Raw genomic sequence first — 22958 nt, 5'->3', positions numbered from 1 at the left:
CACCGCACCTGCTGTATGATGCGCGGCGTCTCGTCCGCCCATCCGTTTTCGTCATGTCCCTTTCGCTCCTTCCGTGTGCCACGATCTGGCTCGCCCTGTTCGCGGCCGCCGCCTTCGCGTGGCATCGCCCGCTGCACGGGCTGAGCATCGGCCTCGCCGCGCTCGGCTATGCGGGCGCGCTGGCGTTCGGCCAGATCGCGCCGATCACGCTGGCGCCGCTCGCGCTGCTGATCGCGGCCGGCTGGGGCGTGCTGCCCGAGCGCACGCTCGCGGTGCGCATCATCGCGCACCTCGTCTTTGCCGCGCTCGCGATCGCGCTGAGCCTGCACCTGATTCCCGGCTTCCACAATCCGCGCGTGATCGGTCCGATCCGCTTCACGCCGGACGCCGTGCCGTTCACGATGTACCTGAATTTCGACAAGCCGCTCGTCGGCCTGTGGCTGTTGTGGGCACTGCCGTGGGTCGCGCCCGGCGTCGCGCTGTCGCGCGCACTGCGCACCGGCGCGGTGGCGGCCGTCGCAACGGCTATTGCGTGCCTGGCCGGCGCGCTCGCGTTCGGGATGGTCGGCTGGGCCCCCAAATGGCCGCCGTCGGGCTGGTTGTGGCTCGCGAACAACCTGTTGCTGGTGACGCTCGCCGAGGAAGCGCTGTTCCGCGGCTACGTGCAAGGCGGGCTGACCCGCGCGTTCGGCGCCTGCTCATGGGGCCCGTGGGTCGCGCTCGCGGCCGGCGCGGTGCTGTTCGGCGCCGCGCACGCAGCGGGCGGCTGGCCATGGATCGTGCTCGGCACGGTGGCCGGCGTCGGCTACGGCCTCGCGTGGCGGCGCGGCGGCCTGCTCGCCGCCGCGCTCGCGCATGCAGGGCTGAACGTCGTCCACTTCGGCCTGTTCACCTACCCGATGCTCGCCGCCGCGCGCTGAGCGCGGCGACGGCGCCGACGCCTGTGCCGCCCGCGCTGCCGCTCAGTTGAACCCGGCCACCGCGTGCGGCACGTACGGGCGTTCGAGCGTGGCGATCTCGTCGTCGGTCAGCTTCAGCGCGAGCGCGCCGAGCGCATCGTCCAGTTGCTGCGGCTTCGAAATGCCGACGATCGGCGCGGTCACGCCGCGCTTGTGCGCCACCCACGCCAGCGCGACCTGCGCCCGCGGCACGTTGCGCGCGGCGGCGATCGCCGCGACGGCCTCGACGACCGCCTTGTCGGCATCGGCCGTCGCGTCGTACAGCCGCTGGCCGACGTCGTCCTTCTGCTGCCGTTCCGACGTTTCGTCCCAGTTGCGCGTCAGGCGCCCGCGCGCGAGCGGGCTCCACGGAATCACCGCGATGCCTTCGTCCTCGCACAGCGGCAGCATTTCGCGCTCCTCTTCGCGATACAGCAGGTTCAGGTGGTTCTGCATGCTGACGAAGCGGGTCCAGCCGTGCTGCTTCGACGTGTGCAGCGCCTTCGCGAACTGCCACGCGAACATCGACGATGCGCCGATATAGCGCGCCTTGCCGGCCTTCACGACGTCGTGCAGCGCCTCGAGCGTCTCCTCGATCGGCGTGCCGTAGTCCCAGCGGTGAATCTGGTAGAGATCGACGTAGTCGGTGCCGAGCCGCTTCAGGCTCTGGTCGATGTCGGTCATGATCGCCTTGCGCGACAGGCCCGCGCCGTTCGGCCCCGGCCGCATCCGGTAGAACACCTTGGTCGCGATCACGACGTCGTCGCGCTTCGCGAAATCGCGCAGCGCGCGGCCGACGATCTCCTCCGACGTGCCGTCCGAATACATGTTCGCGGTATCGAAGAAGTTGATGCCGGCCTCGACCGCCCGCTGGATGATCGGGCGGCTTTCCGCTTCCGGCAGCGTCCACGGATGCGTGCCGCGCGACGGCTCGCCGAACGTCATGCAGCCCAGCACCAGCTTCGACACGTCCAGCCCGGTCGACCCGAATTTCACGTATTCCATTGCACGCCTCGCCACTCAAGTTGGGGTTGCGGCCGGATGCACGCCGCATCCGCCAGACGTCGCATGGTATCCCGCACGCCGCGAACGCGTATGAGCGCACGCCGCGTGCAGGCTGCGTGAAAGGTTGAACCTCGAAGGATGAACCGGACGCCCCGGTTACTTGGCCTGGTCGGCGAGCGGCTGCAGGAACGCCGAGAAGCCGGTCAGCATGATCTGCACGCCGATGCACAGCAGCAGGAACGCCGACACGCGCTTCGCGACCTTGGTCCCCTCGCTGCCGAGGTAGCGCGCGAGCAGCGCGGAGCGGCTGTAGACCTGCCAGATCACGAGCGCGACCAGCACGGACACGGCGATCGATACGATGCTCGACAGCATGAATTCCGACAGCTTGTGCGTGCGGTTCGCGTTCAGCGCGATCGCGGTCGCGATCGAGCCGGGGCCGACCGTCAGCGGCACGGTCAACGGGAAGAACGCACGCGTCATGATCGCGTTGGCGTCGATCGGCTTGACCGGCGTATCGCCGCCGCCCGGCCCGTCGGGCTCGTTCAGCATCTGCCAGCCGGCCACGGCAACCGCGAAGCCGCCGCCGATCCGCAGCGCCTCCATCGAGATCCCGAAGAAATGCAGCACCGGCGTGCCGGCGAAGAACGCGACCATCAGCACGACGAACGCATTGAACGCGACCTTCCTCGCGAGCAGATCCCGTTCGTGCGCGGTGAGCGTCTCGGTCCTTTCGAGAAACAGGAACGCGATGCCGATCGGATTGATGATGCCGATCAGGCCGGTAAAGCCGAACAGGATCTCGGAGACAAGGCGGTTGACGATCATCGTGCGAAGCATCGGTCGGGACGGGGCCGGCAGCGCCGGGGGTCACGCATTGTAGTGCAAGCGCTCGCGCCCGAGACGCAAAATGCCGCCGGCCCGGCTTCGCCGTCGATCGTCGTGGAGGTTCGTCGTGCAGCCTTATTCGGCGCCCGCCTCCCAGGCCGGCGGCCGCTTCGCGAAGAAGGCCGCGAAGCCTTCCTTCGCTTCCGGCGTCGCCCGCACGCGGGAGATCGTCTGCGCGGTGAACGCCGCGCGTTCGTCCGACGGCGGGTACTCGTCGATCGCGTCGAAAAAGCGCTTGATCTCCATCAGCGCGTGCGGGCCGTTACGGCCCAACTCTGCGAGCGTGCGCTCGAGCGTGTCGTCGAGCGCATCGAGCGGCACGGCCTGATGGATCAGGCCGATCGCGACGGCTTCGGCCGCCGCGAGCTGCGTCGCGGTCAGCGCGAGCCGGCGCGCCTGGCGCTGGCCAACCGCCTCGACCAGATACGGGCCGATCACGGCCGGCAGGATGCCGAAGCGCGCCTCGCTGACCGAAAAGCGCGCGTGGTCGCTCGCAATCACGATGTCGCACGCCGCGCACAGGCCCACGCCGCCGCCGAACGCGTGGCCCTGCACGCGCGCGACCGTCGGTTTCGGGCACTGCCGGATCGCGCGCATCATCGCGGCGAACCGCTCGGCGTCGCGCAGGTTCGCGGCCGCATCGTTCGCGCTCGCGCGCTGCATCCACTGCAGGTCGGCGCCCGCGCAAAAGGCGCGGCCATCCGAACGCAGCACGATCGCGCGCACGTCGTCGCGCCGGCCAAGCGCCGTGAAGGCCTCGGTGAGCTCCGCGATCATCGTCTCGTCGAACGCGTTCAGCACGTCGCCGCGCTGCAGCGCGACGGTCGCGAGGCCGCGCGCATCGACCATGACGGCCAGGGTATTCAATCCATCCATCGAACCATTTCCTCGAGTAGAACGACACACATCGACATCACGCTGCCTGGCGGCGATCGATCACGCGCCGCGCCTTGCCGGTCGCGGTCGCGGGGATACCGCCGGCTGCCAGCACCGTCACGCCGGACGACACGCCGACCATCGTCTTGATCCGGTGTTGCAGCTCGCGCGCGAGCGCCGCGCGATCGCCGTCGCTCACCGACGCCGCGGCCTCGGAACGCAACTCGACCGCGAGGTCGAGCCGATCCATGTGACCGTCGCGCGACAGCGTGATCTGGAACTGGCCCGACAACTGCGGCAGCGCGACGACGATCTCCTCGATCTGGCTCGGGAACACGTTCACGCCGCGCACGATCAGCATGTCGTCGGAGCGGCCCGTGATCTTCGCGAGCCGGCGCATCGCGCGCGCGGTCGGCGGCAGCAGCGCGGTGAGGTCGCGCGTGCGGTAGCGGATCACCGGCATCGCCTCCTTCGTCAACGACGTGAACACGAGCTCGCCCTGGCTGCCGTCCGGCAGCACTTCGCCGGTGACGGGGTCGATGATCTCCGGATAGAAATGATCTTCCCAGATCACCGGGCCGTCCTTCGTCTCGACGCATTCGCACGCGACGCCCGGGCCCATCACTTCCGACAGCCCGTAGATGTCGAGCGCGTCGATGCCCACGCGCGTCTCCACTTCGTCGCGCAGCGCCTGCGTCCATGGCTCGGCGCCGAAGATGCCGATCTTCAGCGATGATTCGGCCGGGTCCATCCCCTGCCGCACCATCTCGTCGATCAGGTTCAGCATGTAAGACGGCGTGACGAGGATGATCTTCGGCTCGAAATCGCGAATCAGTTGCACCTGCTTCTCGGTCTGCCCGCCCGACATCGGCACGACCATGCAGCCGAGCCGCTCCGCACCGTAGTGAATCCCGAGACCGCCGGTGAACAGGCCGTAGCCGAACGCGTTGTGCAGCGTATCGCCCGGGCGGCCGCCGGCCGCGCGGATCGAGCGCGCGGTCACGTTCGCCCACGTATCGATGTCGCGCGCGGTGTAGCCGACCACGGTCGGCTTGCCGGTCGTGCCGCTCGACGCATGCACGCGCACGACCTGCTCGCGCGGCACCGCGAAGAGGCCGAACGGATAGTTGTCGCGCAGGTCGGTCTTGGTCGAGAACGGGAACTTCGCGAGATCGGCGAGCGACTTCAGATCGTCCGGATGCACGCCCGCCGCATCGAACGTGCGCCGATAGTGCGGGACGTTGTCGTACGCGTGGCGCAGCGACCACTTGAGGCGTTCGAGCTGCAGCGCCTGCAGTTCGTCGCGGCTGGCGGTCTCGATCGGCTCGAGGGCGGCGGCGGGATGCGTCGGGTGAGTCATCGGGGTGCTCCTCCAATGGAGTGATGTCGTTGTCGTGTTCGAAGTGACGGCGCGGGCGGCTACGACCGGAACGTGCGTCCGGCCGCGTGCAGCGCGGCAAGACGCGGCGACACGCGATAGCGGTCCTCGCCGTAGCTCGCCGCCAGGTTCGACAGCACGCGATGCACGCGGCCGATCCCGATCGCATCGGCCCACGCGAGCGGGCCGCACGGGTAGTTCACGCCCTTCTCCATCGCGAGATCGAGATCGGCCGGCGAGCACACGCCCTGGTTGACCGTGTCGGCCGCCTCGTTCGCGAGCATCGCGACGGTGCGCATCGCGACCATTCCCGGCACGTCCGCGACGCCGACGACACGAAAGCCCGCCTGCTGGAACAGGCCGACCGCGTCCGCATACGCGGCGTCGCTGCACTGGAGCGCACGCGTCAGCGCGACGAGCACGGCCTGCGCGTAATCGCGCGCCAGGTCGACGAGCACGAGGTCGGCCACGCCCGTTTGCGCGGAGCGCGCGGTCGCGGTGCGGCCATCGGTCAGCGCGATCGACGCGCGGCCGGCCACGGCGAGCAGTTCGTCCGCATGCGCGCCGTTGCGCCGCGCGCCTTCGATCCGTTCGGCCAGGCGCTCTTGCAGCGCGGCGGCCGGGCCGTCCTGCGCGAACAGCACGACGTCGGCCGGCGCGTCGCGCGGCGGTTCGAGATCGGGAGCGGGCGGCGTCGCGCCGTCCGCATACGAATAGAAGCCGCGCCCGGACTTGCGCCCCAGGAAGCCCGCGTTCACGAGTTCCTGCTGGATCAGCGACGGCGTGTAGCGCGGGTCGTTGAAGTACGCGCGGAACACCGATTCGGTCACCGCGAAATTCACGTCGTGGCCGATCAGGTCCATCAGCTCGAACGGCCCCATCCGAAACCCGCCGGCTTCGCGCATCACCGCGTCGATCGTGGCCGGCGCGCCGCCCTGCTCGTTCAGCACGCGCAACGCCTCCGCGTAATACGGCCGCGCGACGCGGTTCACGATGAAGCCCGGCGTCGATTTCGCCATCACCGGTTGCTTGCCCCACGCGGCGGCGGTCGCATGAAGCATCCCGGCGACCTCGGGCGCGGTCGCGAGCCCGCTGACCACCTCGACGAGCGCCATCAGCGGCGCCGGATTGAAGAAATGCAGGCCGGCGACGCGCTGCGGCGCGCGCAGCCCGGCCGCGATCGAGGTGATCGAGATCGACGACGTGTTGGTCGCCAGCACGCACGCGTCGTCGACGTGACGTTCAAGGGTCGCGAAGATCTCGCGCTTCACGTCGAGCCGTTCGGCCGCCGCCTCGACGATCAGCGCGGCGCCCGCGAAATCGGCCAACGCGCGCACCGCGCGGAGCCGGTTGCCGGCTGCGTCGGCCTGCGCCGGTTCGAGCCGGCCCTTCTCCGCCAGCCGCGCGAACTGTGCGCGGATGCCGGCCAGCGCCTTGTCGCAGGCTGCTTCGTTCAGGTCGTACAGCAGCACCGCATGGCCGGCCGCCGCCGCGACCTGCGCAATGCCCGCGCCCATCGCGCCGGCGCCGATCACGCCGACGACGGCCGACGGCGCCAGCGCGCCCGAGTTCACCGAATGTGCAGAGGAAACAGCCATCGCTTGCGATCCGTCATGAAGTGGAGGTGCGAGCGATTATAAACCGACCGGTCGGTAGATTTATGTCAGGACGAGCCCGAATATGTCGTGCAAGAGACCGTTACGGAAACCGCAAAGACAAAAAAATCGAAAGACCGGGGCACTTTTCATAAACCGAAAGGTCAACGTAAGCGTTCGAATATGAGATAGTGACCCCCGAACGCCTGATAAAATTCGACAAATTGCCGGATTCCAGGGGGAAACGCGTGTCGCGCCGTCATCGCCGTCCATCGCTCCCTTTCGGGTCGAATCAAGCTGCCGGCCCGCGCGTTGCCGCGTGTACTTGTCTCGCCGTCCGCGGGCAGCCGCATCGAACCGTTTCATCCCGCGACGGGCTTCGGCCCGCCCGCGCCCCTCGCCGCCTCACGGCAGCGAACCCAGGGCAGCACCGTTGCGTGCCGCCCCCTTCGGTTTCATCGTCCTCGTTCGGCGGATAGTACGGCCGGGCTTCGTCAACCCGTGACGGCGCGTCGCGCGCCGCCACTCGCATCAGGAAACCCTCCATGCCGCTCTCGTCCAACCAGCTCCCGCGCTGGACCCTCTGGGCCCCGCTTGCCGCCTGGCTGGTACTCGCGCTATCGCGCGTCGTGCCGGCCGAAGGCCTCGTCATCGCGGTGTTCGCCGCCGCGCTCGCCGGCGCCGTGTTCGCCGCCGTCCACCATGCGGAAGTCGTCGCGCACCGCGTCGGCGAACCGTTCGGCACGCTCGTGCTCGCGGTCGCCGTAACCGTCATCGAAGTCGCGCTGATCGTATCGGTGATGCTCGGCGCGGGCCCGGAAAAGTCGGGCCTCGCCCGCGACACCGTCTACGCCGCCGTGATGATCATCTGCAACGGCATCGTCGGCATCTGCCTGCTGGTCGGCGCATGGAAGCACGGCGAACAGGATTTCCAGGGGCGCGGCGCGAGCAAGGCGCTCGCGGTGCTCGCGTCGCTGTCGGTGCTGTCGCTCGTGATGCCGAACTACCTGAGCGCCGCACCGGGCCCGTTCTTCTCGAAATCGCAGCTCGCGTTCGCCGGCGTCGCATCGCTCGTGCTGTATGGCGCGTTCGTGTTCGTGCAGACCGTGCGCCATCGCGACTACTTTCTCGCCGCGCATGACACCGCGGACGAAGCCGTGCACGCGGCGGCGCCGAGCAACCGCACCGCGATCACCAGCATGGTGCTGCTGTTCGCGAGCCTGGTCGCGGTCGTGCTGCTCGCGAAGCTGCTGTCGCCGGCCGTCGAGCATGCGGTGCTGAAGCTGGGCGCACCCGAAGCCGCGGTCGGTATCGTGATCGCCGCGCTCGTGCTGCTGCCGGAAGGGCTCGCGGCCGTCACCGCCGCGCGCGCGAACCGCCTGCAGACCAGCATGAACCTCGCGCTCGGTTCGGCGCTCGCGAGCATCGGGCTCACGATCCCGACCGTCGCGGCCGTGTTCATCTGGGTCGGCCAGCCGCTCACGCTCGGGATCGGCGCAATGGAGACGGTCCTGCTGGCGCTCACGCTGCTGGTCAGCACGCTCACGCTGAGTCAGGGGCGCACGACGGTGCTGCACGGCGTCGTGCACGTCGCGCTGTTCGCCGCCTATCTGTTCCTGTCGTTCACCCACTGACGTCCCGCTGCGCGCGGCCCGGCGAATGCTCTCCGCCGGACCGCGCGCACGTCTTCAAGTCGCCTCCCTCTGCCTCGCTTCACGCCGCCGTTACCGGACGGGGGCGATGGTGCATGACGTGGCGGTTTCGGGCTGCGTGTCCGCGTGAAATCCATAAAGGGCAGCCGCGTTGTCGACCAGGATCGCGCGGGCAATCGCGTCGTCGGCCGCGCAATCGTGCAGCCAGCCGAGTAGACGCGCATCGTCGGGCGGCGGCGACGCGTTCGGATGCGGCCAGTTGCTGCCCCATACGCAGCGCGCCGAATGGCCGCGCGCGAGCACGGCGGCAAGCCGCCCGACATCGTCGTAGCCCGGTGCGCCGGATCGCGACGTCTCGTACGGCGCGGACAGCTTCACCCATGCGTGACCGCGATCGAGCAGGCGTCGCAGTGCGAGGAAGGACGGCGCATCCGGTGCGACGGGCGTCAGGAACTTGCCCGTGTGATCGATGACGATATGCGCCGCCAGCCGCGACAGCGTCGATTCGAGCTCGCCCAGCGTGCGGCCGTCGAACTGCAGGTCGATATGCCAGCCGAGCGGCGCGATCCGCGCGGCCATCCGCTCCAGATCGCGCCATTGCGCGGTGCCGCCCGCCAGCATCATGAAGCGCACGCCGCGCATGCCGGCAGCATGCAGCCGTTCCAGCTCGGCATCCGGCACGTCGACCGGCACCGTCGCGACGCCGCGCGCCTGCGGGCCCAGTGCGGCCAACGCGTCGAGCGTGCACCGGTTGTCGAAGCCATAGCCGGTCGGCTGCACGACGACCACACGCGTGAGGCCGAGCGCCTGCTGCATGCGCCGATAGGCAGCCACCGGCGCATGGGGCGGTCGAAACGTCGCCGTCGGCGCGAGCGGATACTCATCGTCGTAGATGTGGATATGGCAATCGCACGCGTTGGCGAACCGCGTGCCGCCCGCCTCGTCACGCATCATCGCCCGCCCGGTGCGACGGACGCATGCGATGCGCGCCAGCGCGCGAGCCGCGTCGCCTGCGCGGCGTTGACCGCGCCGGTCGGCACGCGTCCGTCGAGCAGCGCGGCAAGCTGATCTACCGTCTCCAGCGCCTGATGCTCGATCGCCGGCAGCGTCAGGCCGCCGATGTGCGGAGTCGCGATGACGCGCGGATGCGCGGCCAGCGCGGGCGTGGGCATCTGGTCCGCCGCGCGGCCGACGTCGAGCGCGCAACCGGCCAGCCGCCCGCTGGCGAGCGCGTCGGCCAGCGCCTGCTCGTCGACGAGTTCGCCGCGCGACGCATTGATGAAGCACGCGCCCGGCTTCATCGCGGCGAATGCCGCCGCATCGATCAGGTTCGCGGTGGCCGGCGTGGCCGGCGCAAGGCAGACGACGAAATCCGCGGCGCGCAGCAACGTGGCGAAGTCGACCTGTTCGAGCGGCGGCGCGTCGGCTCGCACGTACGGATCGCTGACGAGCACGCGCATGCCGAGCGCCGTCGCGACCGGTGCGAGATGGCGCGCGATCTGCCCGTAGCCGATCAGGCCGAGCGTGCTGCCGCGCAATTCTCGCCCCATCCGGGGCACCGGCGACGCGCCGCGGTGGTACGCGTCCGCGTAGCCGCCGATCCCGCGCGCGAGATCGATCATCGCGCCGACGACCCACTCGGCGACGGCCGGGCCGAAGCCGGGGCTCGCCTGCGTGACCAGCACGCCGAACGCGCTCGCCGCGGCGACGTCGACCGTCCGGATGTCGACCGCGCAACGCAGGAACGCGGCGAGGGCCGGCAGCCCCGCGAACAGCGCGCGAGGCGCGGGCGTCTGCCGATACGCGATGATCGCGTCGCACCCCTGCGCGGCGGCAATCAGCTCGTCCGTGCCGAGTTCGCGATCGTGCGGGTTGCAGGTGACGTCCGCGATCGCACGCAGCGCGCGCAGCGCGCTGGCGCCGTAGTAGTGGTCGATCATCCCGGTCGGATGCGTGACGTAGACGCGCGTCATGCGTGACCTCCTCGCGTGCCGGCTGCCTGCGTCGGCGGCGGCGCCACCGACGCGCGCTCCACGAGCGTCACGTCCGCGAACACGCGTTGCCCGGATGCGGCCGGCGCGTCGCCCTCCTGCCGCATCACGCGCCGCACCATCTCGCCGGCCATTTCGGTGACGGGCAGTTGCACCGTGGTCAGCGCCGGCCACGAGATCGCCGACAGGAAGTGACCATCCATCCCGATGACGGAGACATCGTCCGGCACCCGCAACCCGCCGTCGCGCAGCCCGGCCATCAGGCCGAGCGCGAACAGGTCGTTGACCGCGACGATGCCGGTCGGCCGCGCCGGATCGGCCGCGAGCTCGACGCCGAGCGCACGCCCGACATCGACGATCACCGAGTCGCCGTATTCGTTCGCGGGGCCGCCGTCGAGCACGCGCGCCTGGGTGGCGCCGCCCGCCTCGCTCGCCACGGCGAGAAAGCCGCGGATCTTGTCGCTGCGACTCACGGTGACGCCGGCCACCGTCGCGAACGCGAGCCGCGTATGGCCCGCTTCGACGAGCCGGCGCGTCGCGAGCCGCGCGGCCGCCTCGTTGTCGGCCGTCACGTGATCGACCTTCGACTGCTCGCCGGGTGTCGCGCGACGGTCGTAGCTGACGACCGTCATCCCGCGCTCGGCCGCGCGCTCGAGGTGGCTTTCGTCGGCGAGCGACGAGATCACGATCACGCGCCGCACGCCGTGCGCGTAGAGATCGTCGAAGAACGACGCCTCCTTGCGCGCATCGCGGTACGTGTTGCCGATCAGCACGCGATGGCCATACCGTTCCTGCGCGCAGGCCTCGATCTCGCGTGCGATGTAGCCGTACATCGGGTTCGCCATCGACGGCACCAGCAGCCCGACGAGCGGTGTCTGCCCCGTCTTGAGCTGGCGCGCGAGCGTGCTCGGCCGGTACTGCAGCGCGTCCATCGCCGCCTTCACGCGTTCGAGCGTTTCCGGCTTCATCTGGTCGGTGCGTCCGTTGAGCACGTTCGAAACCGTGCTGACCGAAACGGCCGCATGACGGGCCACGTCCTGAATCGTACTCATGTCGTCTTGCATGGAACGGGCTACAGGCCGAAATGGGCCGGCAGCCACAACGAAAACGCCGGTGCGAAGATCAGCGCCACGAGGGCAGCGAACAGCACCAGCAGATATTTCACCATCGGCCGGGCCACGCGCCCGACCTCCGTGCCCGTGATCGCGCACGTCGTGAACAGCCCGAGCCCGACCGGCGGCGCGAACAACCCGAACCCCATCGCCACCACCACGACCGTGCCGAAATGCAGCGGATTGATACCGAGCTGCAGCGCGATCGGCGCGAGCAGCGGCCCGAAGATGATCAGCGCGGGCGCGCCTTCGAGCACGGCGCCGAACACGATCATCAGCAGCGCCGCCAGCAGCAGGAACATCGTCGCGCCGTATTGATGGGCAAACGCCGTCATTGTGCCCGAGACGAGGGCCGGAATCTGCTCGATCGACAGCGCGAACGACACGCTCGACGCCGCCGCGACGATGAACAGGATACCGCTCGCCATCGACGCGGCGCGCACGAACACGCGGCCGACCGAGCGCCACGTCAGTTCGCGAAACGCGAGCCAGCCCACGACGAGCGCGTAGACCACCGCGAACGCGGACACTTCGGTCGACGTCGCGATCCCCGACGTCACGCCCTTGCCGATCATCGCGACCATGACCAGCGCGACGAGCGCGCCGCCCGCGAGCGGCAGCCACGCGCGACGCTCGCCGAACACCTCGGCCACGTCGATCTTGCGCCCGGTGATCACCGTCACGACCGCGAGCGACGCGGCCAGCACGGCCGCCGGCACGATCCCCGCGACGAACAGCCCGGCGATCGAGATGTTCGCGACGAAGCCCATGATGATCATGTTCACGCACGGCGGAATCGTCTCGGCCATCACCGCGCTGCACGCGAGCAGCGCGGCGGTTTCGTTCGGGTCCTGCCGCGCGCGGCGCACCGCCGGCATCACGACGCCGCCCACCGCCGCGATATCGGCCAGTTTCGAGCCCGACACGCCGGAAAAGCACGCCGTCGCGAAGATCACGATCAGGCCGAGCCCGCCCCGCACGCGCCCGAAGATCCGCAGCAGCAGTTCGACGAGCCGCGCGGACATCCCGTTGGTCTCCATCAGCAGCCCCGCCAGCACGAAGAACGGCACCGCGAGCAGCACGAAGTGGTCGGCCCCGGCCATCACCTGTTGCGAGTAGACGAGCAGCGGCAGCGTCGGATCGGCGAGGAAATACAGCAGCGCCGAAAACGCCAGCACGAATCCGATCGGCACGCCGAGCACCAGCCCGCCGACGAAGCCCGCGACCAGCAGCGTGCCGGGCGCGACCGCATGCGCGGGCCACAGCGCGTTCCAGCCGTACACGGCGCCCGCGAGCGCCGCGCAGCACACGAACGTGCCGATCACCCGGCGGCGCGGCGCGTTCAGCGCATTGGCGAGCGCGAATACCGTCATGAACAGCGCGCCGAACATCATCGGATACCCGTTGATCCAGCCCGGCAGGCCGCCCGTCGTCAGCTGGTCGTACGAATCCGTGAGCAACTGGCACGACGACACCAGCAGGTTCAGCGCAACCGCCGCCACGATCCAGTGGCCGACCTGGATCAGCGCGCCCTGCCAGCGTGCCGGCAGCCGGCCGCGAAACACGTCGATGCCGACATGCTGGCTGCGCCCCAGCACCGTCGCCGCGCCGAAGAACACCAGCACGATCATCAGCGCGCTGGCCACTTCCTCGGCCCAGTCGACCGGGTCGTGCAGGAAATAGCGGAAGACGACTGATACGAACACGACCAGCACGTCGACGGCGAGGACCACGGCCGACAGGATCTCGATCCAGCGCAGGGCCGCATCCAGCACGCGGGCGACGCGATGCGCCGGCTGACCTGCAGCGGGAGCCGGAGCGGCGCCCGACACGGAGTGCATGTCCATCACTCAACCCCGCGCGGCGGCAATCGCCGGAAAGAGCGGCGCGGTGGCCGGATACTGCTTCGCGAAAGCCACATACAGGCGGTCTTGCATCGTCTGCCGCAGCGCCGCGCGCTCGCCATCGGCCAGCGGGTAAAACGCCATGCCGCGCTGCTTCAGCGCCTGCTCCGCCTGCGCGGCCTTCTGCGCGGCAATCGCGCGCTGCTGCACGGTCGCGTCGGCCACCGCGCGGTCGAAGGCCGGCCGCAGATTGGCCGGAATCCGGTCGAGCGCACGCCGCCCCATCACGACGGTCATCGCCGCGAACACGTGGCGCGACTGCCAGCACGACTTCACGATCTCGTCGAAGCGGCTCGCGAGCACCGTGGCGGGATCGTGTTCGAGACCGTCGACGACGCCCGTCTGCACCGCCATGTACAGCTCGCCGAACGGAATCGGCGTCGGCACCGCGCCCATCGCCTTGAAGGTGTCCATGAACGCAGGCGTCGGCAGCACCCGCAGCTTCGTCCCCTTCAGGCCCGGCAGTGCCGTCACCGGCTGCTTCGTGAACACGCAGCGCCCGCCGAAATGCGAGCCCCAGGTCAGCACCGAGCATCCCGCGCGCTTTTGCAGCAACGCGTTCAGGCTCGTGCCGACCGGGCCGTCGAGCGCCTTCGCGACGTGCGCGTAGCTGTCGAACAGGTAGCCGAGATCGAGCATCCCGAACTCCGGCGCGACCGTGGCCCAGATCGACGAGCCCGCGATCATCATGTCGATCGCGCCGATCTTGACCTGCTGTACGACGTCGCTTTCCTTGCCGAGCTGGCTGTTCGGAAAGTAGTCGACCCGGATCGCGTCGCCCACGCTCGCCTTCAGGTTCGCGGCGAGACGCTCGTACCACACGTAGTGCGCGGCGTTCTGGTCGGCCGGCATCGACGACGAGCAGCGCAGCGTGACGACCGGCTGCTGCGCGCGCACGCTTTCCGGCAAGCCGCCCGCGGCCGCGAGCGTGGCGGCGGACACCGTTTGCAGAAAGCGCCGCCGGGTGTAGGTATTCATGAGTCGTCTCCTGTGCGAGTGCGTCTCGCGACGCGACTGTATCGATTTAGTGTATCGATACAGTAATACGACGACCGATGAGAGAAAAATGGGGGTTTCCCCGTGTTCGAGATGGAAAATCCGAAGGGGCGCGGCTCGTTTCAGGCAAAATTCGTATGAAAAATCGTCGTTTTCTACGTATTCCTGAGGCGCCGAACAAAATTCGGGATCGTGATTTCGATCATCTGACGACCGACTTTTCGCGATACGCGGCAGCCCGCTCGCGCGGGCAAGCGCGTCGCTAAACGCCCGGATCGTCCGTGCTGTCGGTCAGAAACCGCTCGACCATCGCGTTGAACACCGGCAGCGCCGGATTGTCGTTGTCCGCGCGCCACGCGAGATACAACTCGGCCGCCACGTTGACGCCCGCCAGCGGCCGGAACACCACGCCATCCACGTGTAGCTCCCGCGCCGACGCCGGCACCAGCGCCGCGCCGAGCCCCGCGCGCACGAGACCGAGGATCGTATGCGTCTGGCCGACGTAGTGCAGGTAGTTCGGCAGCCGCCCGGCGCCTGCGAACATCCCCGAGATCATGTCGTGGAAATACTTGCCCTCGTTCGGCGAATACGCAATGAACGGCTGCCGGTCGAGCTCGTCGGGGCCGATCTGCTCGTAGGCCGCGAGCGGCGCGCCTTCCGCGACCGCCACGAGCATCGGTTCGCGCTGCACGAGCCGGTATTCGAGCGGCTGGCGCGCGGCGCGCTGGCGCACGAACCCCGCGTCGAGCATCCGCGACGCGAGCGCGTCGATCTGCACGGTCGACACCATCTCGCGCAATTCGACGTCGACGTCCGGCAGCGCGTGCGCCGCGTGCGCGAGCAGCACCGGGATCATCCGGTACGCACTGACCGCCGTGAAACCGAGCGTGATGCGCCCGGCCCCGCCGTGCGCGACGCGCTGCGCGGCCTGCTCGGCGCGCGCGGAAAATTCAAGGATGTGCCGCGCGTCGCGCAGGAAGCGTTCGCCCGCCGCGGTCAGGCTGACCTGCCGGCTGCTGCGCTCGAGCAGCGCGATGCCGAGCGCGTGCTCGAGCAACTGGATTTGCCGGCTGAGCGGCGGCTGGGTCATGAAGAGCCGCCTGGCCGCGCGGCCGAAATGCAGTTCTTCGGCGACCGCGACGAAGCAGCGAAGCTGGTGCAGTTCAATCATTCAAATCTTGAATCAATCGATAGTCTTTTGATGTTAGACCGATATCGATGCGATTTCTATACTCGGTTCCACCTGATGCGCGGCCCGCGCCGCGCACGACGACCGAGACCTTCATGACCATCGACATCCTGCTGACCCAGCCGCTGCCCGCCACCATCGACGCCGAACTGTCCGCCCGCTACACCGTGCATCGGCTGTATGCGGCCGAGCAGCCGGACGCGCTGCTCGATCGCGTGGCGCCGCGCATTCGCGGCGTCGTGACGGGCGGCGCGAACGGCCTGTCCGCCGCGCTGATGGAGCGGCTCGGCGCGCTCGAGATCATCGCGATCAACGGCATCGGCACCGACGCGGTCGATCTCGATCGCGCGCGGGCACGCGGCATCCACGTAACGACGACGCCCGACGTACTGACCGACGACGTCGCCGACATGGCGCTGGGGCTGATCCTGATGACGCTGCGCGACCTCGGCGCCGGCGAGCGGATCGTGCGCGCCGGCCGCTGGGGCAAGACGGCCCAGCCGCTCGCGACGCAGGTCACGGGCAAGCGGCTCGGCATCGTCGGGCTCGGCCGCGTCGGGCGCGCGATCGCGCAGCGCGCGCAGGCATTCCGGATGCCCGTCAGCTACTTCGGCCCGCGCGAGCATCGCGACAGCGGCTATCGCTTCGTGCCCGATCTCGCCGTGCTCGCGCGCGACAGCGACGTGCTCGTGATCGCGGCCTCGGCCGATCACGGCAACGTGCTCGTGACGGCCGACGTGCTCGCCGCGCTCGGCCCCAAAGGATTCCTGATCAATGTCGCGCGCGGCAAGCTGATCGACGAAGCCGCGCTCGTGCGTGCGCTCGCCGACGGCACGATCGCCGGCGCCGGGCTCGACGTGTTCGCGAACGAACCGCACGTGCCGGCCGCGCTGCTCGAACTCGATCGCGTCGTCGTGCAGCCGCACCGCGCGAGCGCCACGCACGAAACGCGCGAGGCAATGGGCCGCATCGTGCTCGCAAACCTCGCCGCGTGCTTCGCGGGCCAGCACCCGCCGACCAGCGTCACGCGCTGAGCGCGGCCCCCTTCCCGTTACAACACCAGATGCCTTCGCACGACGAAGGCCAGGAGACACGCATGTCCAATCGATCCAGCGGCGCTGCCGTCGCCGCATCGCCCGCCGCGTCGCGCACGATCGGCCGCGTCCGCTATGCGGTCCTCGCGCTGATTTTCGCGGTCACCGTCGTCAACTATGCGGACCGCGCGACGATGTCGATCGCCGGCACCGGCGTCGCGCACGACCTCGGGCTCACGCCCGTGCAACTCGGCGTCGTCTTTTCGGCGTTTGCGTGGGCCTATGCGATCGGCCAGATTCCGGGCGGCTGGCTGCTCGATCGCTTCGGCGCGCGGCGCGTGTACGGCCTGAGCCTGTTGCTGTGGTCGGTCTTCACGATGCTGCAAGGCACGGTCGGCGGGTTCGCGGTGCAGGGCGCGGCCGCGACGCTCGCGCTGTTCGTGATGCGCTTCATGCTCGGCCTCGTCGAATCGCCGGCGTTCCCGGCCAATTCGCGGATCGTCGCCTGCTGGTTCCCGACGGCCGAACGCGGCACCGCGTCGGCGCTGTTCAATTCCGCGCAATACATGGCCGTCGTGCTGTTCACGCCGGCGATGGCGTGGCTCACGCATGCGCTCGGCTGGGAGCACGTGTTCCTGTGGATGGGATTGCTCGGCGTCGCGCTCGCCGTACTGTGGTTCGCGTGGTATCGCGAGCCGCACGGCCACCCGCGCGTGACCGACGCGGAACGCGACTACCTGCGTGCGCACGGCGCGCTCGTCGATCTCGAGGCGAACCGCGTGCGCGAGCGGCCGCGCGTGTCGTGGCACGACGCATCGCAACTGTTTCGCCACCGGAACCTGTGGGCGATCTACATCGGCCAGTACTGCATCACGGCGCTCACCTACTTCTTCATCACGTGGTTCCCGATCTACCTGATCAAGGGGCGCGGGATGACGATCATGGAAGCCGGCTGGGTCGCCGCGCTACCGGCGATCTGCGGCTTCACGGGCGGCGTGCTCGGCGGCGTGCTGTCGGACTGGCTGATCCGGCGCGGCATGCATCCGTCGCGGGCGCGCAAGACGCCGTTCGTCGCCGGGATGGCGATGGCGACGCTGCTCGTGCTCGCGAACGGCGCATCGTCGAACGCGGTCGTGATCGCGCTGATGACGATCGCGTTCTTCGGCAAGGGGCTGGCGGCGGTCGGCTGGGCCGTGCTCGCCGACACGGCGCCGGCAGGCATGGTCGGGCTGAGCGGCGGCGTATTCAACGGCCTCGGCAACATCGCCGGGATCGTCACGCCGCTCGTGATCGGCTACTTCGTCGCGAGTACGGGTTCGTTCGCCGGTGCGTTGTGGTTCGTCGCCGCGCACGGACTGATCGGCATTGCGGCGTACGTGTGGCTCGCGGGCCGCTTCGAGCGGATCCGCATCGCGCCGGCCGCATGAGCGCCGCGGCGGCACGCAGCCGCCATCACGCGCGCTGGCGGCTGCTCGGCACGTGCTCGGTCGTCAGCCGGTCGAGTTCGCGCAGATCGTTCTCCAACGCGGGCGTGAGCGTCGTGCGCAGGTGATCGAGGAAGGTGCGGATCTTCGCATCGAGATAGCGGCGCGTCGCGTAGACGGCATAGACGCTCACCGTCTGCAGCCGGTATTCGGGCAGCACGCGAATCAGGCGCCCTTCGCGGATATCGTCGAGCACCGTATACAGCGCCACGCATGCGATCCCGCGCCCGGCACGCACCGCGACGCACAGCGCGTCGGGCACGTTGACCTGGAACGGCGCCGGCTGCAGCTCGTAGACGGCTTCCTCGCCGTCGCTGCGCTCGAGCCGCCATTCGCCGGCTGGCGACGCGGGCGTGTCGAGGCGCAGGCACACGTGATTCGGCAGCTCGTCGGGCGTCTGCGGCGTGCCGTGCCGCGCCAGGTATTCGCGCGACGCGACGAGCACGCTGCAGCTCGTGCCGCAGGTCTGCGCGACATAACCCGAATCGGGCAACTGCGACGCGGTCACGATCGACACGTCATAACCCTCTTCGACGAGATTCGGCATCCGCTGCGCCAGCGTCAGCTCGACCGACACGTCGGGGTTGTCCTCCTGGTAGCGCACGATCGACGACACGACATGACTCTGCCCGAGCCCCGTCATCGCATGGATGCGCATCTTGCCGCTCGGCCGCAGCAGCGCGTTGCGCGCCTCCGCGTTCGCGTAGTCGAGTTCCGCGAGGATCGATTTCGCGCGCTCGAAATAGCGCTCGCCGCTTTCGGTCAGGCCGAGGTGGCGGGTCGTGCGATGCAGCAGGCGTGTCTGTACGTGGGCTTCGAGATTCGAAACCGCGCGAGATACCTGCGCGGTAGTCGCGTCGATTTCCTTCGCGACCGCGGTAAAACTGCCGGCTTCGACGACGCGCACGAACAGGCGCATGTTTTCGAGCATGTCCATTGAATTGGCTTGGGGAGAGTCAGTGGGGAGGCGTCGGCGGCGCTCGCGTCAGAGGAGCAACGGAACGCGGCCGTGAACCCTGTCCAATCGAGCACCGTGCCGGGGAGAAGGCGGGAGAGTGGGCATCGAGGACGGGGTTCTGGCATGACGGGGGAATTGACTGCGCCGAATTGTACGCCGCTGCAGACAAATTTGCGCGGTTACGCGTCCGCAAGCTCTCATGCGATGAAAGGAATTCGCAAGGATTGCGCGTCGCGCCCGTGCAACGGCATGAGGCGGCGCGGCAATTTATATCACAACACGATATAATTCGGCGCTCGTCGCCGCGCCCCCGCGCCGTCTTTTTCCGCTTACCGTTCATGTCGTCAGGCTCCTCCCCGTCGCGCCGCACGTTGCGGCAATGGCTGCACAGCTTCATTCCCCATCCGATGACACTCGGCTGGCGTGAGCGCCTGCGCTCGTGCACCGGCGCGCTCGTCGGCATCGCGACGGTCGGCGTCACGATGCGGCTGCTGCCCGGCGTGCCGGGCTTCGTGCCGCTGCTCGTCGCACCGATGGGCGCGTCGGCCGTGCTGCTGTTCGCGGCGCCGGCGAGCCCGCTCGCGCAGCCCTGGGCGATCATCGGCGGCAATCTCGTCGCGGCGACGGTCGGCGTCGCGTGCGCGCAATGGATCGCCGATCCGATCACGGCCGCCGCGGTCGCGATCGCCTGCGCGATCGGCGGCATGTTCGCGCTGCGCTGCGTGCATCCGCCGTCGGGCGCCGTCGCGCTCACGGCCGTGGTCGGCGGCCCGGCGATCCATGCACTCGGCTTCGGCTTCGTCCTGCAGCCGATCGCGCTGCAATCGGCGGTCCTCCTGTCGGCCGCGCTCGTCTATCACGCGCTGACCGGGCACCGCTACCCGCACGGCGGCGTGCGGCCCGAAGCGAAACCGCAGGGCGGCAGCGCCGCACCCGCGCGCGGTGGCTTCACGCGCGGCGACCTCGAAGCGGTGCTGAAGCGTCGCATCGAATGGCTCGACGTCGATCCGGACGATCTCGAAACGCTGCTGCGCGAAACCGAAATGCAGGCTTATACGCGTACCTTCGGCCAGTTGAAGTGCGCCGACCTGATGACGAAGCATGCGATCGAGGTCGCGCCGTCGACGTCGGTCGCGGCCGCGCTCACGCTGCTCGACCGCCATCGCGTGAAGGCGCTGCCCGTGGTCGACGGCGAAGGCCGCCTGACCGGCATCGTCACGCGCGCCGACCTCACGCGCCAGTTGCGCCGTCCAACCCCGCTGTGGCAGCGCCTGTCCGCGCGGTTGCCGCAATCGTTCGGCGGCCTGCCCGCGAGCGTCGCGTCCGTGATGACGCGCGACGTCGCGTCGGTGCCGGAAACGCTGCCGATCACGGCGCTCGTGCCGCTGTTCACGCATTCGGGCCACCACCATATTCCGGTCGTCGATGCGTCGCACCGGCTCGTCGGCATCATCACGCAGACGGATCTCGTCACGGGCCTTTATCAGCAGACCCAAATGCTCGAGGCCGCGTAGCGCGCATCACGCCTCGTACCCGCCCGCGCAACACGGAATGCAACTATTTTGCACGATTGCGGCCATTTATATCATGTTGTGATATATTAACCGCCACCGTAACCGACTGTCCGACCCCGATGACCGATACCCGACGCGCGCTGGCGAAAAGCGATTTTCAGCAACTGTCCGAGTTCCGCTACCAGATGCGCCGCTTCGAGCGCTTCTCCGAACGCGCCGCGCAAAGCGAAGGCGTGACGCCGCTGCAATACCTGCTGCTGCTGCACATCAAGGGCTATCCGCATCGCGAATGGGCGACCATCGGCGAGCTCGCGGAACGTCTGCAGGCGCAGCACCACGGCGTCGTGGCGCTGGTGACGCGCTGCGAAGCGCTCGGGCTCGTGAAGCGCAAGCCGAGCGAAGCCGACCGCCGCCAGGTCGAAGTCCACCTCGAACCGGCCGGCGAAACGCTGCTCGCCCGTCTCGCGGCCATGCACCGCGCCGAGCTGAAGTCGCTCAAGGGCGCGTTCCAGGTTCCCCAGATCGATTCCTGACCCCTACCCTCACCATTCCGATGAACGCCCCGCACAAACGCGATTTCTCGACCAACGAACGCCTGCCCAGGATCGCGTTGCTGGCCGCCGGGATCGGCCTGCTCAGCACGCTTGCCGCGTTCGTGCTGTTGAGCCTGATCCACCTGTTCACGAACCTGTTCTTCTTCCAGCAGTTCTCGTTCGCCGAGCATTCGCCCGCGAACAACACGCTGGGCGCATGGGTCATCGCGATTCCGGTGATCGGCGGGCTGATCGTCGGCTTGATGGCGCGTTTCGGCTCGGAGAAGATCCGCGGCCACGGCATCCCGGAAGCGATCGAGGCGATCCTGTTCGGCAAGAGCCGCATGTCGCCGAAGGTCGCGATCCTCAAGCCGCTGTCGTCCGGCGTCGTGATCGGCAGCGGCGGCCCGTTCGGCGCCGAAGGCCCGATCATCATGACGGGCGGCGCGCTCGGCTCGCTGATCGCGCAATGCGTGCACGTGACCGCCGCCGAGCGCAAGACGCTGCTCGTCGCCGGTGCGGCAGCCGGCATGACGGCCGTGTTCGGCACGCCGGTGGCCGCCGTGCTGCTCGCGGTCGAGCTGCTGTTGTTCGAATGGCGTCCGCGCAGTTTCCTGCCGGTCGCGCTGGCATGCGCGGTGGCAGGCTTCGCACGCACGGTGTTCTTCGGCGTCGATCCGCTGTTTCCGCTGACGACCGCCGCGCCGACGCCCGTCGCGCTGCTGTCGTGCATCGTCGCGGGCCTGCTGTCCGGCATGCTCGCGTGCGGCCTGTCGGCGGCGCTCTACCGCGTCGAAGACACCTTCGCGAAACTGCCCGTGCACTGGATGTGGTGGCCGGCGCTCGGCGCGATCGTGATCGGCGTCGGCGGCTGGCTCGAGCCGCGCGCGCTCGGCGTCGGCTACGACGTGATCGGCGACCTGCTGCACCAGCACATCGCGCTGAAGCTCGCGCTCGCGCTGCTGATCGTGAAGGCCGTGATGTGGGTGATCGCGCTCGGCTCCGGCACCTCGGGCGGGGTGCTCGCCCCGTTGCTGATGCTCGGCGCCGGCCTCGGCACCGTGCTGTCGCCGGTGCTGCCGGGCGGCGATCCGGCGCTGTGGCCACTCGTGTGCATGGCCGCCACGCTCGGCGCGACGCTCGGCGCCCCGCTCACCGCGATCGTGTTCGCGTTCGGCCTCACGCACGACGTCAATGCGCTGCTGCCGTTGCTCGCCGCGACGCTCGTCGCGCACGGCTTCGCGACCGTCGTGATGAAGCGCTCCATCATGACGGAAAAGATCGCACGTCGCGGCTACCACATCTATCGCGAATACGGCGTCGATCCGCTGGAGCGGCACGACATTGGCGAAGTGATGACGTCGGCCGACCGGCTCGTCGCGGTCGACGGCGCGGCGACGCTCGACACCGTCGAGACGCAGTACTTCGGCGCGACGCAGACGCACCGCGCGTACCCGGTCGTGCAGAACGGCCGCTTGCTCGGCCTGGTCGACCGCACAACGCTCGATGCACAGCGCGCGCGGGCCGGCGCCGACACACCGATCTCGGCCGCGTTCGCCGACCGCGCGCCGGCCGTCGCGCTGACGCACGAAACCTGCCGTGTCGTCGCGTCGCGCCTCGCGATGCTCGGCCTCGAACGCCTGCCGGTGGTCACCGACGAGCAATCGCTGCGCATCACCGGCATCGTGTCGCGCAGCGACCTGATCAAGCCGGCGCTCCAGCACTTCGACGACGAACACAAGCGCGAGCGCTTCCGTCCGGTCGTCCCGGTCAACCTGCGCGACATCGGCTCGCGCAAGGCTGGCTGACACTGCCCGCATGCGCGGCACCCGCCGCGCATCGCTTCCCCACCTCCCCTCGCTGCACGATGCCGCGCGCTGCATCGCCTCCCGCCGCTGTCCTTCGTTTAAA

19 protein-coding genes are annotated in these 22958 nt (G+C 69.1%); 7 read left to right on the top strand and 12 right to left on the bottom strand.

Translation table 11 applies throughout. The features are described 5' to 3' along the window. Positions 1-53 precede the first annotated feature (53 nt). Positions 54-920 carry a CPBP family intramembrane glutamic endopeptidase gene (locus HWX07_RS04715; RefSeq protein ID WP_175875371.1) on the top strand — a complete coding sequence of 289 codons (867 nt, stop codon included), beginning with the start codon at positions 54-56 and terminating at the stop codon, positions 918-920. Between the two features lie 42 nt (positions 921-962). On the opposite strand, the gene HWX07_RS04710 is transcribed toward HWX07_RS04715, so the two are convergent. The 5 genes from HWX07_RS04710 to HWX07_RS04690 all read right to left on the bottom strand — a co-directional run bounded on the left by HWX07_RS04710 (position 963) and on the right by HWX07_RS04690 (position 6683). Next, a complete protein-coding gene (locus HWX07_RS04710) occupies positions 963-1943 on the bottom strand; it encodes an aldo/keto reductase (protein WP_175875370.1) in 981 nt (326 codons plus the stop codon). 156 nt (positions 1944-2099) lie between these two features. Further along, positions 2100-2771 (bottom strand): MarC family protein, encoded by a 672-nt coding sequence (locus HWX07_RS04705; protein ID WP_027806145.1) that lies wholly within the window; start codon positions 2769-2771, stop codon positions 2100-2102. 135 nt (positions 2772-2906) lie between these two features. After that, positions 2907-3707 carry an enoyl-CoA hydratase-related protein gene (locus HWX07_RS04700; RefSeq protein ID WP_175875369.1) on the bottom strand — a complete coding sequence of 267 codons (801 nt, stop codon included), beginning with the start codon at positions 3705-3707 and terminating at the stop codon, positions 2907-2909. Positions 3708-3744: 37 nt separating this feature from the next. Further along, complete coding sequence (gene paaK / locus HWX07_RS04695; RefSeq protein ID WP_011547585.1) at positions 3745-5067, bottom strand: phenylacetate--CoA ligase PaaK; 1323 nt, start codon at positions 5065-5067, stop codon at positions 3745-3747. 59 nt (positions 5068-5126) lie between these two features. Further along, positions 5127-6683 (bottom strand): 3-hydroxyacyl-CoA dehydrogenase, encoded by a 1557-nt coding sequence (locus tag HWX07_RS04690; RefSeq protein WP_175875368.1) that lies wholly within the window; start codon positions 6681-6683, stop codon positions 5127-5129. 542 nt (positions 6684-7225) lie between these two features. Here HWX07_RS04690 and HWX07_RS04685 point away from each other — a divergent pair. After that, positions 7226-8314, top strand: coding sequence for an ionic transporter y4hA (locus tag HWX07_RS04685; RefSeq protein WP_011547583.1), 1089 nt, complete (start codon positions 7226-7228; stop codon positions 8312-8314). 90 nt (positions 8315-8404) lie between these two features. On the opposite strand, the gene HWX07_RS04680 is transcribed toward HWX07_RS04685, so the two are convergent. From HWX07_RS04680 to HWX07_RS04655, 6 genes are all read right to left on the bottom strand, one after another. Beyond that, positions 8405-9286, bottom strand: a complete 882-nt coding sequence (locus HWX07_RS04680; RefSeq protein WP_175875367.1) for an amidohydrolase family protein — start codon at positions 9284-9286, stop codon at positions 8405-8407. After that, positions 9283-10305: a hydroxyacid dehydrogenase gene (locus HWX07_RS04675; RefSeq protein ID WP_175875366.1), complete on the bottom strand. Its 1023-nt coding sequence runs from the start codon at positions 10303-10305 to the stop codon at positions 9283-9285. The genes HWX07_RS04680 and HWX07_RS04675 overlap by 4 nt, the downstream gene beginning before the upstream one ends. After that, positions 10302-11387 carry a LacI family DNA-binding transcriptional regulator gene (locus tag HWX07_RS04670; RefSeq protein ID WP_175875365.1) on the bottom strand — a complete coding sequence of 362 codons (1086 nt, stop codon included), beginning with the start codon at positions 11385-11387 and terminating at the stop codon, positions 10302-10304. Before HWX07_RS04670 ends, HWX07_RS04675 begins: the two co-directional genes overlap by 4 nt. Before the next feature lie 8 nt (positions 11388-11395). After that, positions 11396-13282, bottom strand: coding sequence for a TRAP transporter large permease subunit (locus HWX07_RS04665; RefSeq protein ID WP_175875364.1), 1887 nt, complete (start codon positions 13280-13282; stop codon positions 11396-11398). A gap of 3 nt (positions 13283-13285) precedes the next feature. Next, complete coding sequence (locus HWX07_RS04660; protein WP_175875363.1) at positions 13286-14317, bottom strand: TRAP transporter substrate-binding protein; 1032 nt, start codon at positions 14315-14317, stop codon at positions 13286-13288. A 280-nt stretch (positions 14318-14597) separates the two neighbouring features. Further along, the gene (locus HWX07_RS04655; RefSeq protein ID WP_175875362.1) at positions 14598-15506 is read right to left on the bottom strand and encodes a LysR substrate-binding domain-containing protein; all 909 of its coding nucleotides are present in this window, start codon (positions 15504-15506) and stop codon (positions 14598-14600) included. Between the two features lie 113 nt (positions 15507-15619). Here HWX07_RS04655 and HWX07_RS04650 point away from each other — a divergent pair, with 113 nt between their 5' ends. Next, positions 15620-16558, top strand: coding sequence for a 2-hydroxyacid dehydrogenase (locus HWX07_RS04650; RefSeq protein ID WP_175875361.1), 939 nt, complete (start codon positions 15620-15622; stop codon positions 16556-16558). A gap of 62 nt (positions 16559-16620) precedes the next feature. Next, on the top strand, positions 16621-17985 hold the full coding sequence (locus HWX07_RS04645; RefSeq protein ID WP_175875360.1) for an MFS transporter: 1365 nt from the start codon (positions 16621-16623) through the stop codon (positions 17983-17985). A 25-nt stretch (positions 17986-18010) separates the two neighbouring features. On the opposite strand, the gene HWX07_RS04640 is transcribed toward HWX07_RS04645, so the two are convergent. Further along, positions 18011-18979: a LysR family transcriptional regulator gene (locus tag HWX07_RS04640; protein ID WP_077217246.1), complete on the bottom strand. Its 969-nt coding sequence runs from the start codon at positions 18977-18979 to the stop codon at positions 18011-18013. Positions 18980-19338: 359 nt separating this feature from the next. Between HWX07_RS04640 and HWX07_RS04635 the strand changes: the two genes are divergently transcribed. The 3 genes from HWX07_RS04635 (at position 19339) to HWX07_RS04625 (ending at position 22855) form a co-directional block, all read left to right on the top strand. Continuing rightward, on the top strand, positions 19339-20514 hold the full coding sequence (locus HWX07_RS04635; RefSeq protein WP_175875359.1) for an HPP family protein: 1176 nt from the start codon (positions 19339-19341) through the stop codon (positions 20512-20514). A gap of 119 nt (positions 20515-20633) precedes the next feature. Then, positions 20634-21047: a helix-turn-helix domain-containing protein gene (locus HWX07_RS04630; RefSeq protein WP_012339858.1), complete on the top strand. Its 414-nt coding sequence runs from the start codon at positions 20634-20636 to the stop codon at positions 21045-21047. Between the two features lie 20 nt (positions 21048-21067). Then, positions 21068-22855, top strand: coding sequence for a chloride channel protein (locus HWX07_RS04625; RefSeq protein ID WP_175875358.1), 1788 nt, complete (start codon positions 21068-21070; stop codon positions 22853-22855). Positions 22856-22958: the final 103 nt, after the last annotated feature.

This window comes from Burkholderia sp. BCC0097 (assembly GCF_902832985.1).
Taxonomy (GTDB): domain Bacteria; phylum Pseudomonadota; class Gammaproteobacteria; order Burkholderiales; family Burkholderiaceae; genus Burkholderia; species Burkholderia orbicola.
This window is presented reverse-complemented; position numbering and strand designations above follow the sequence as displayed.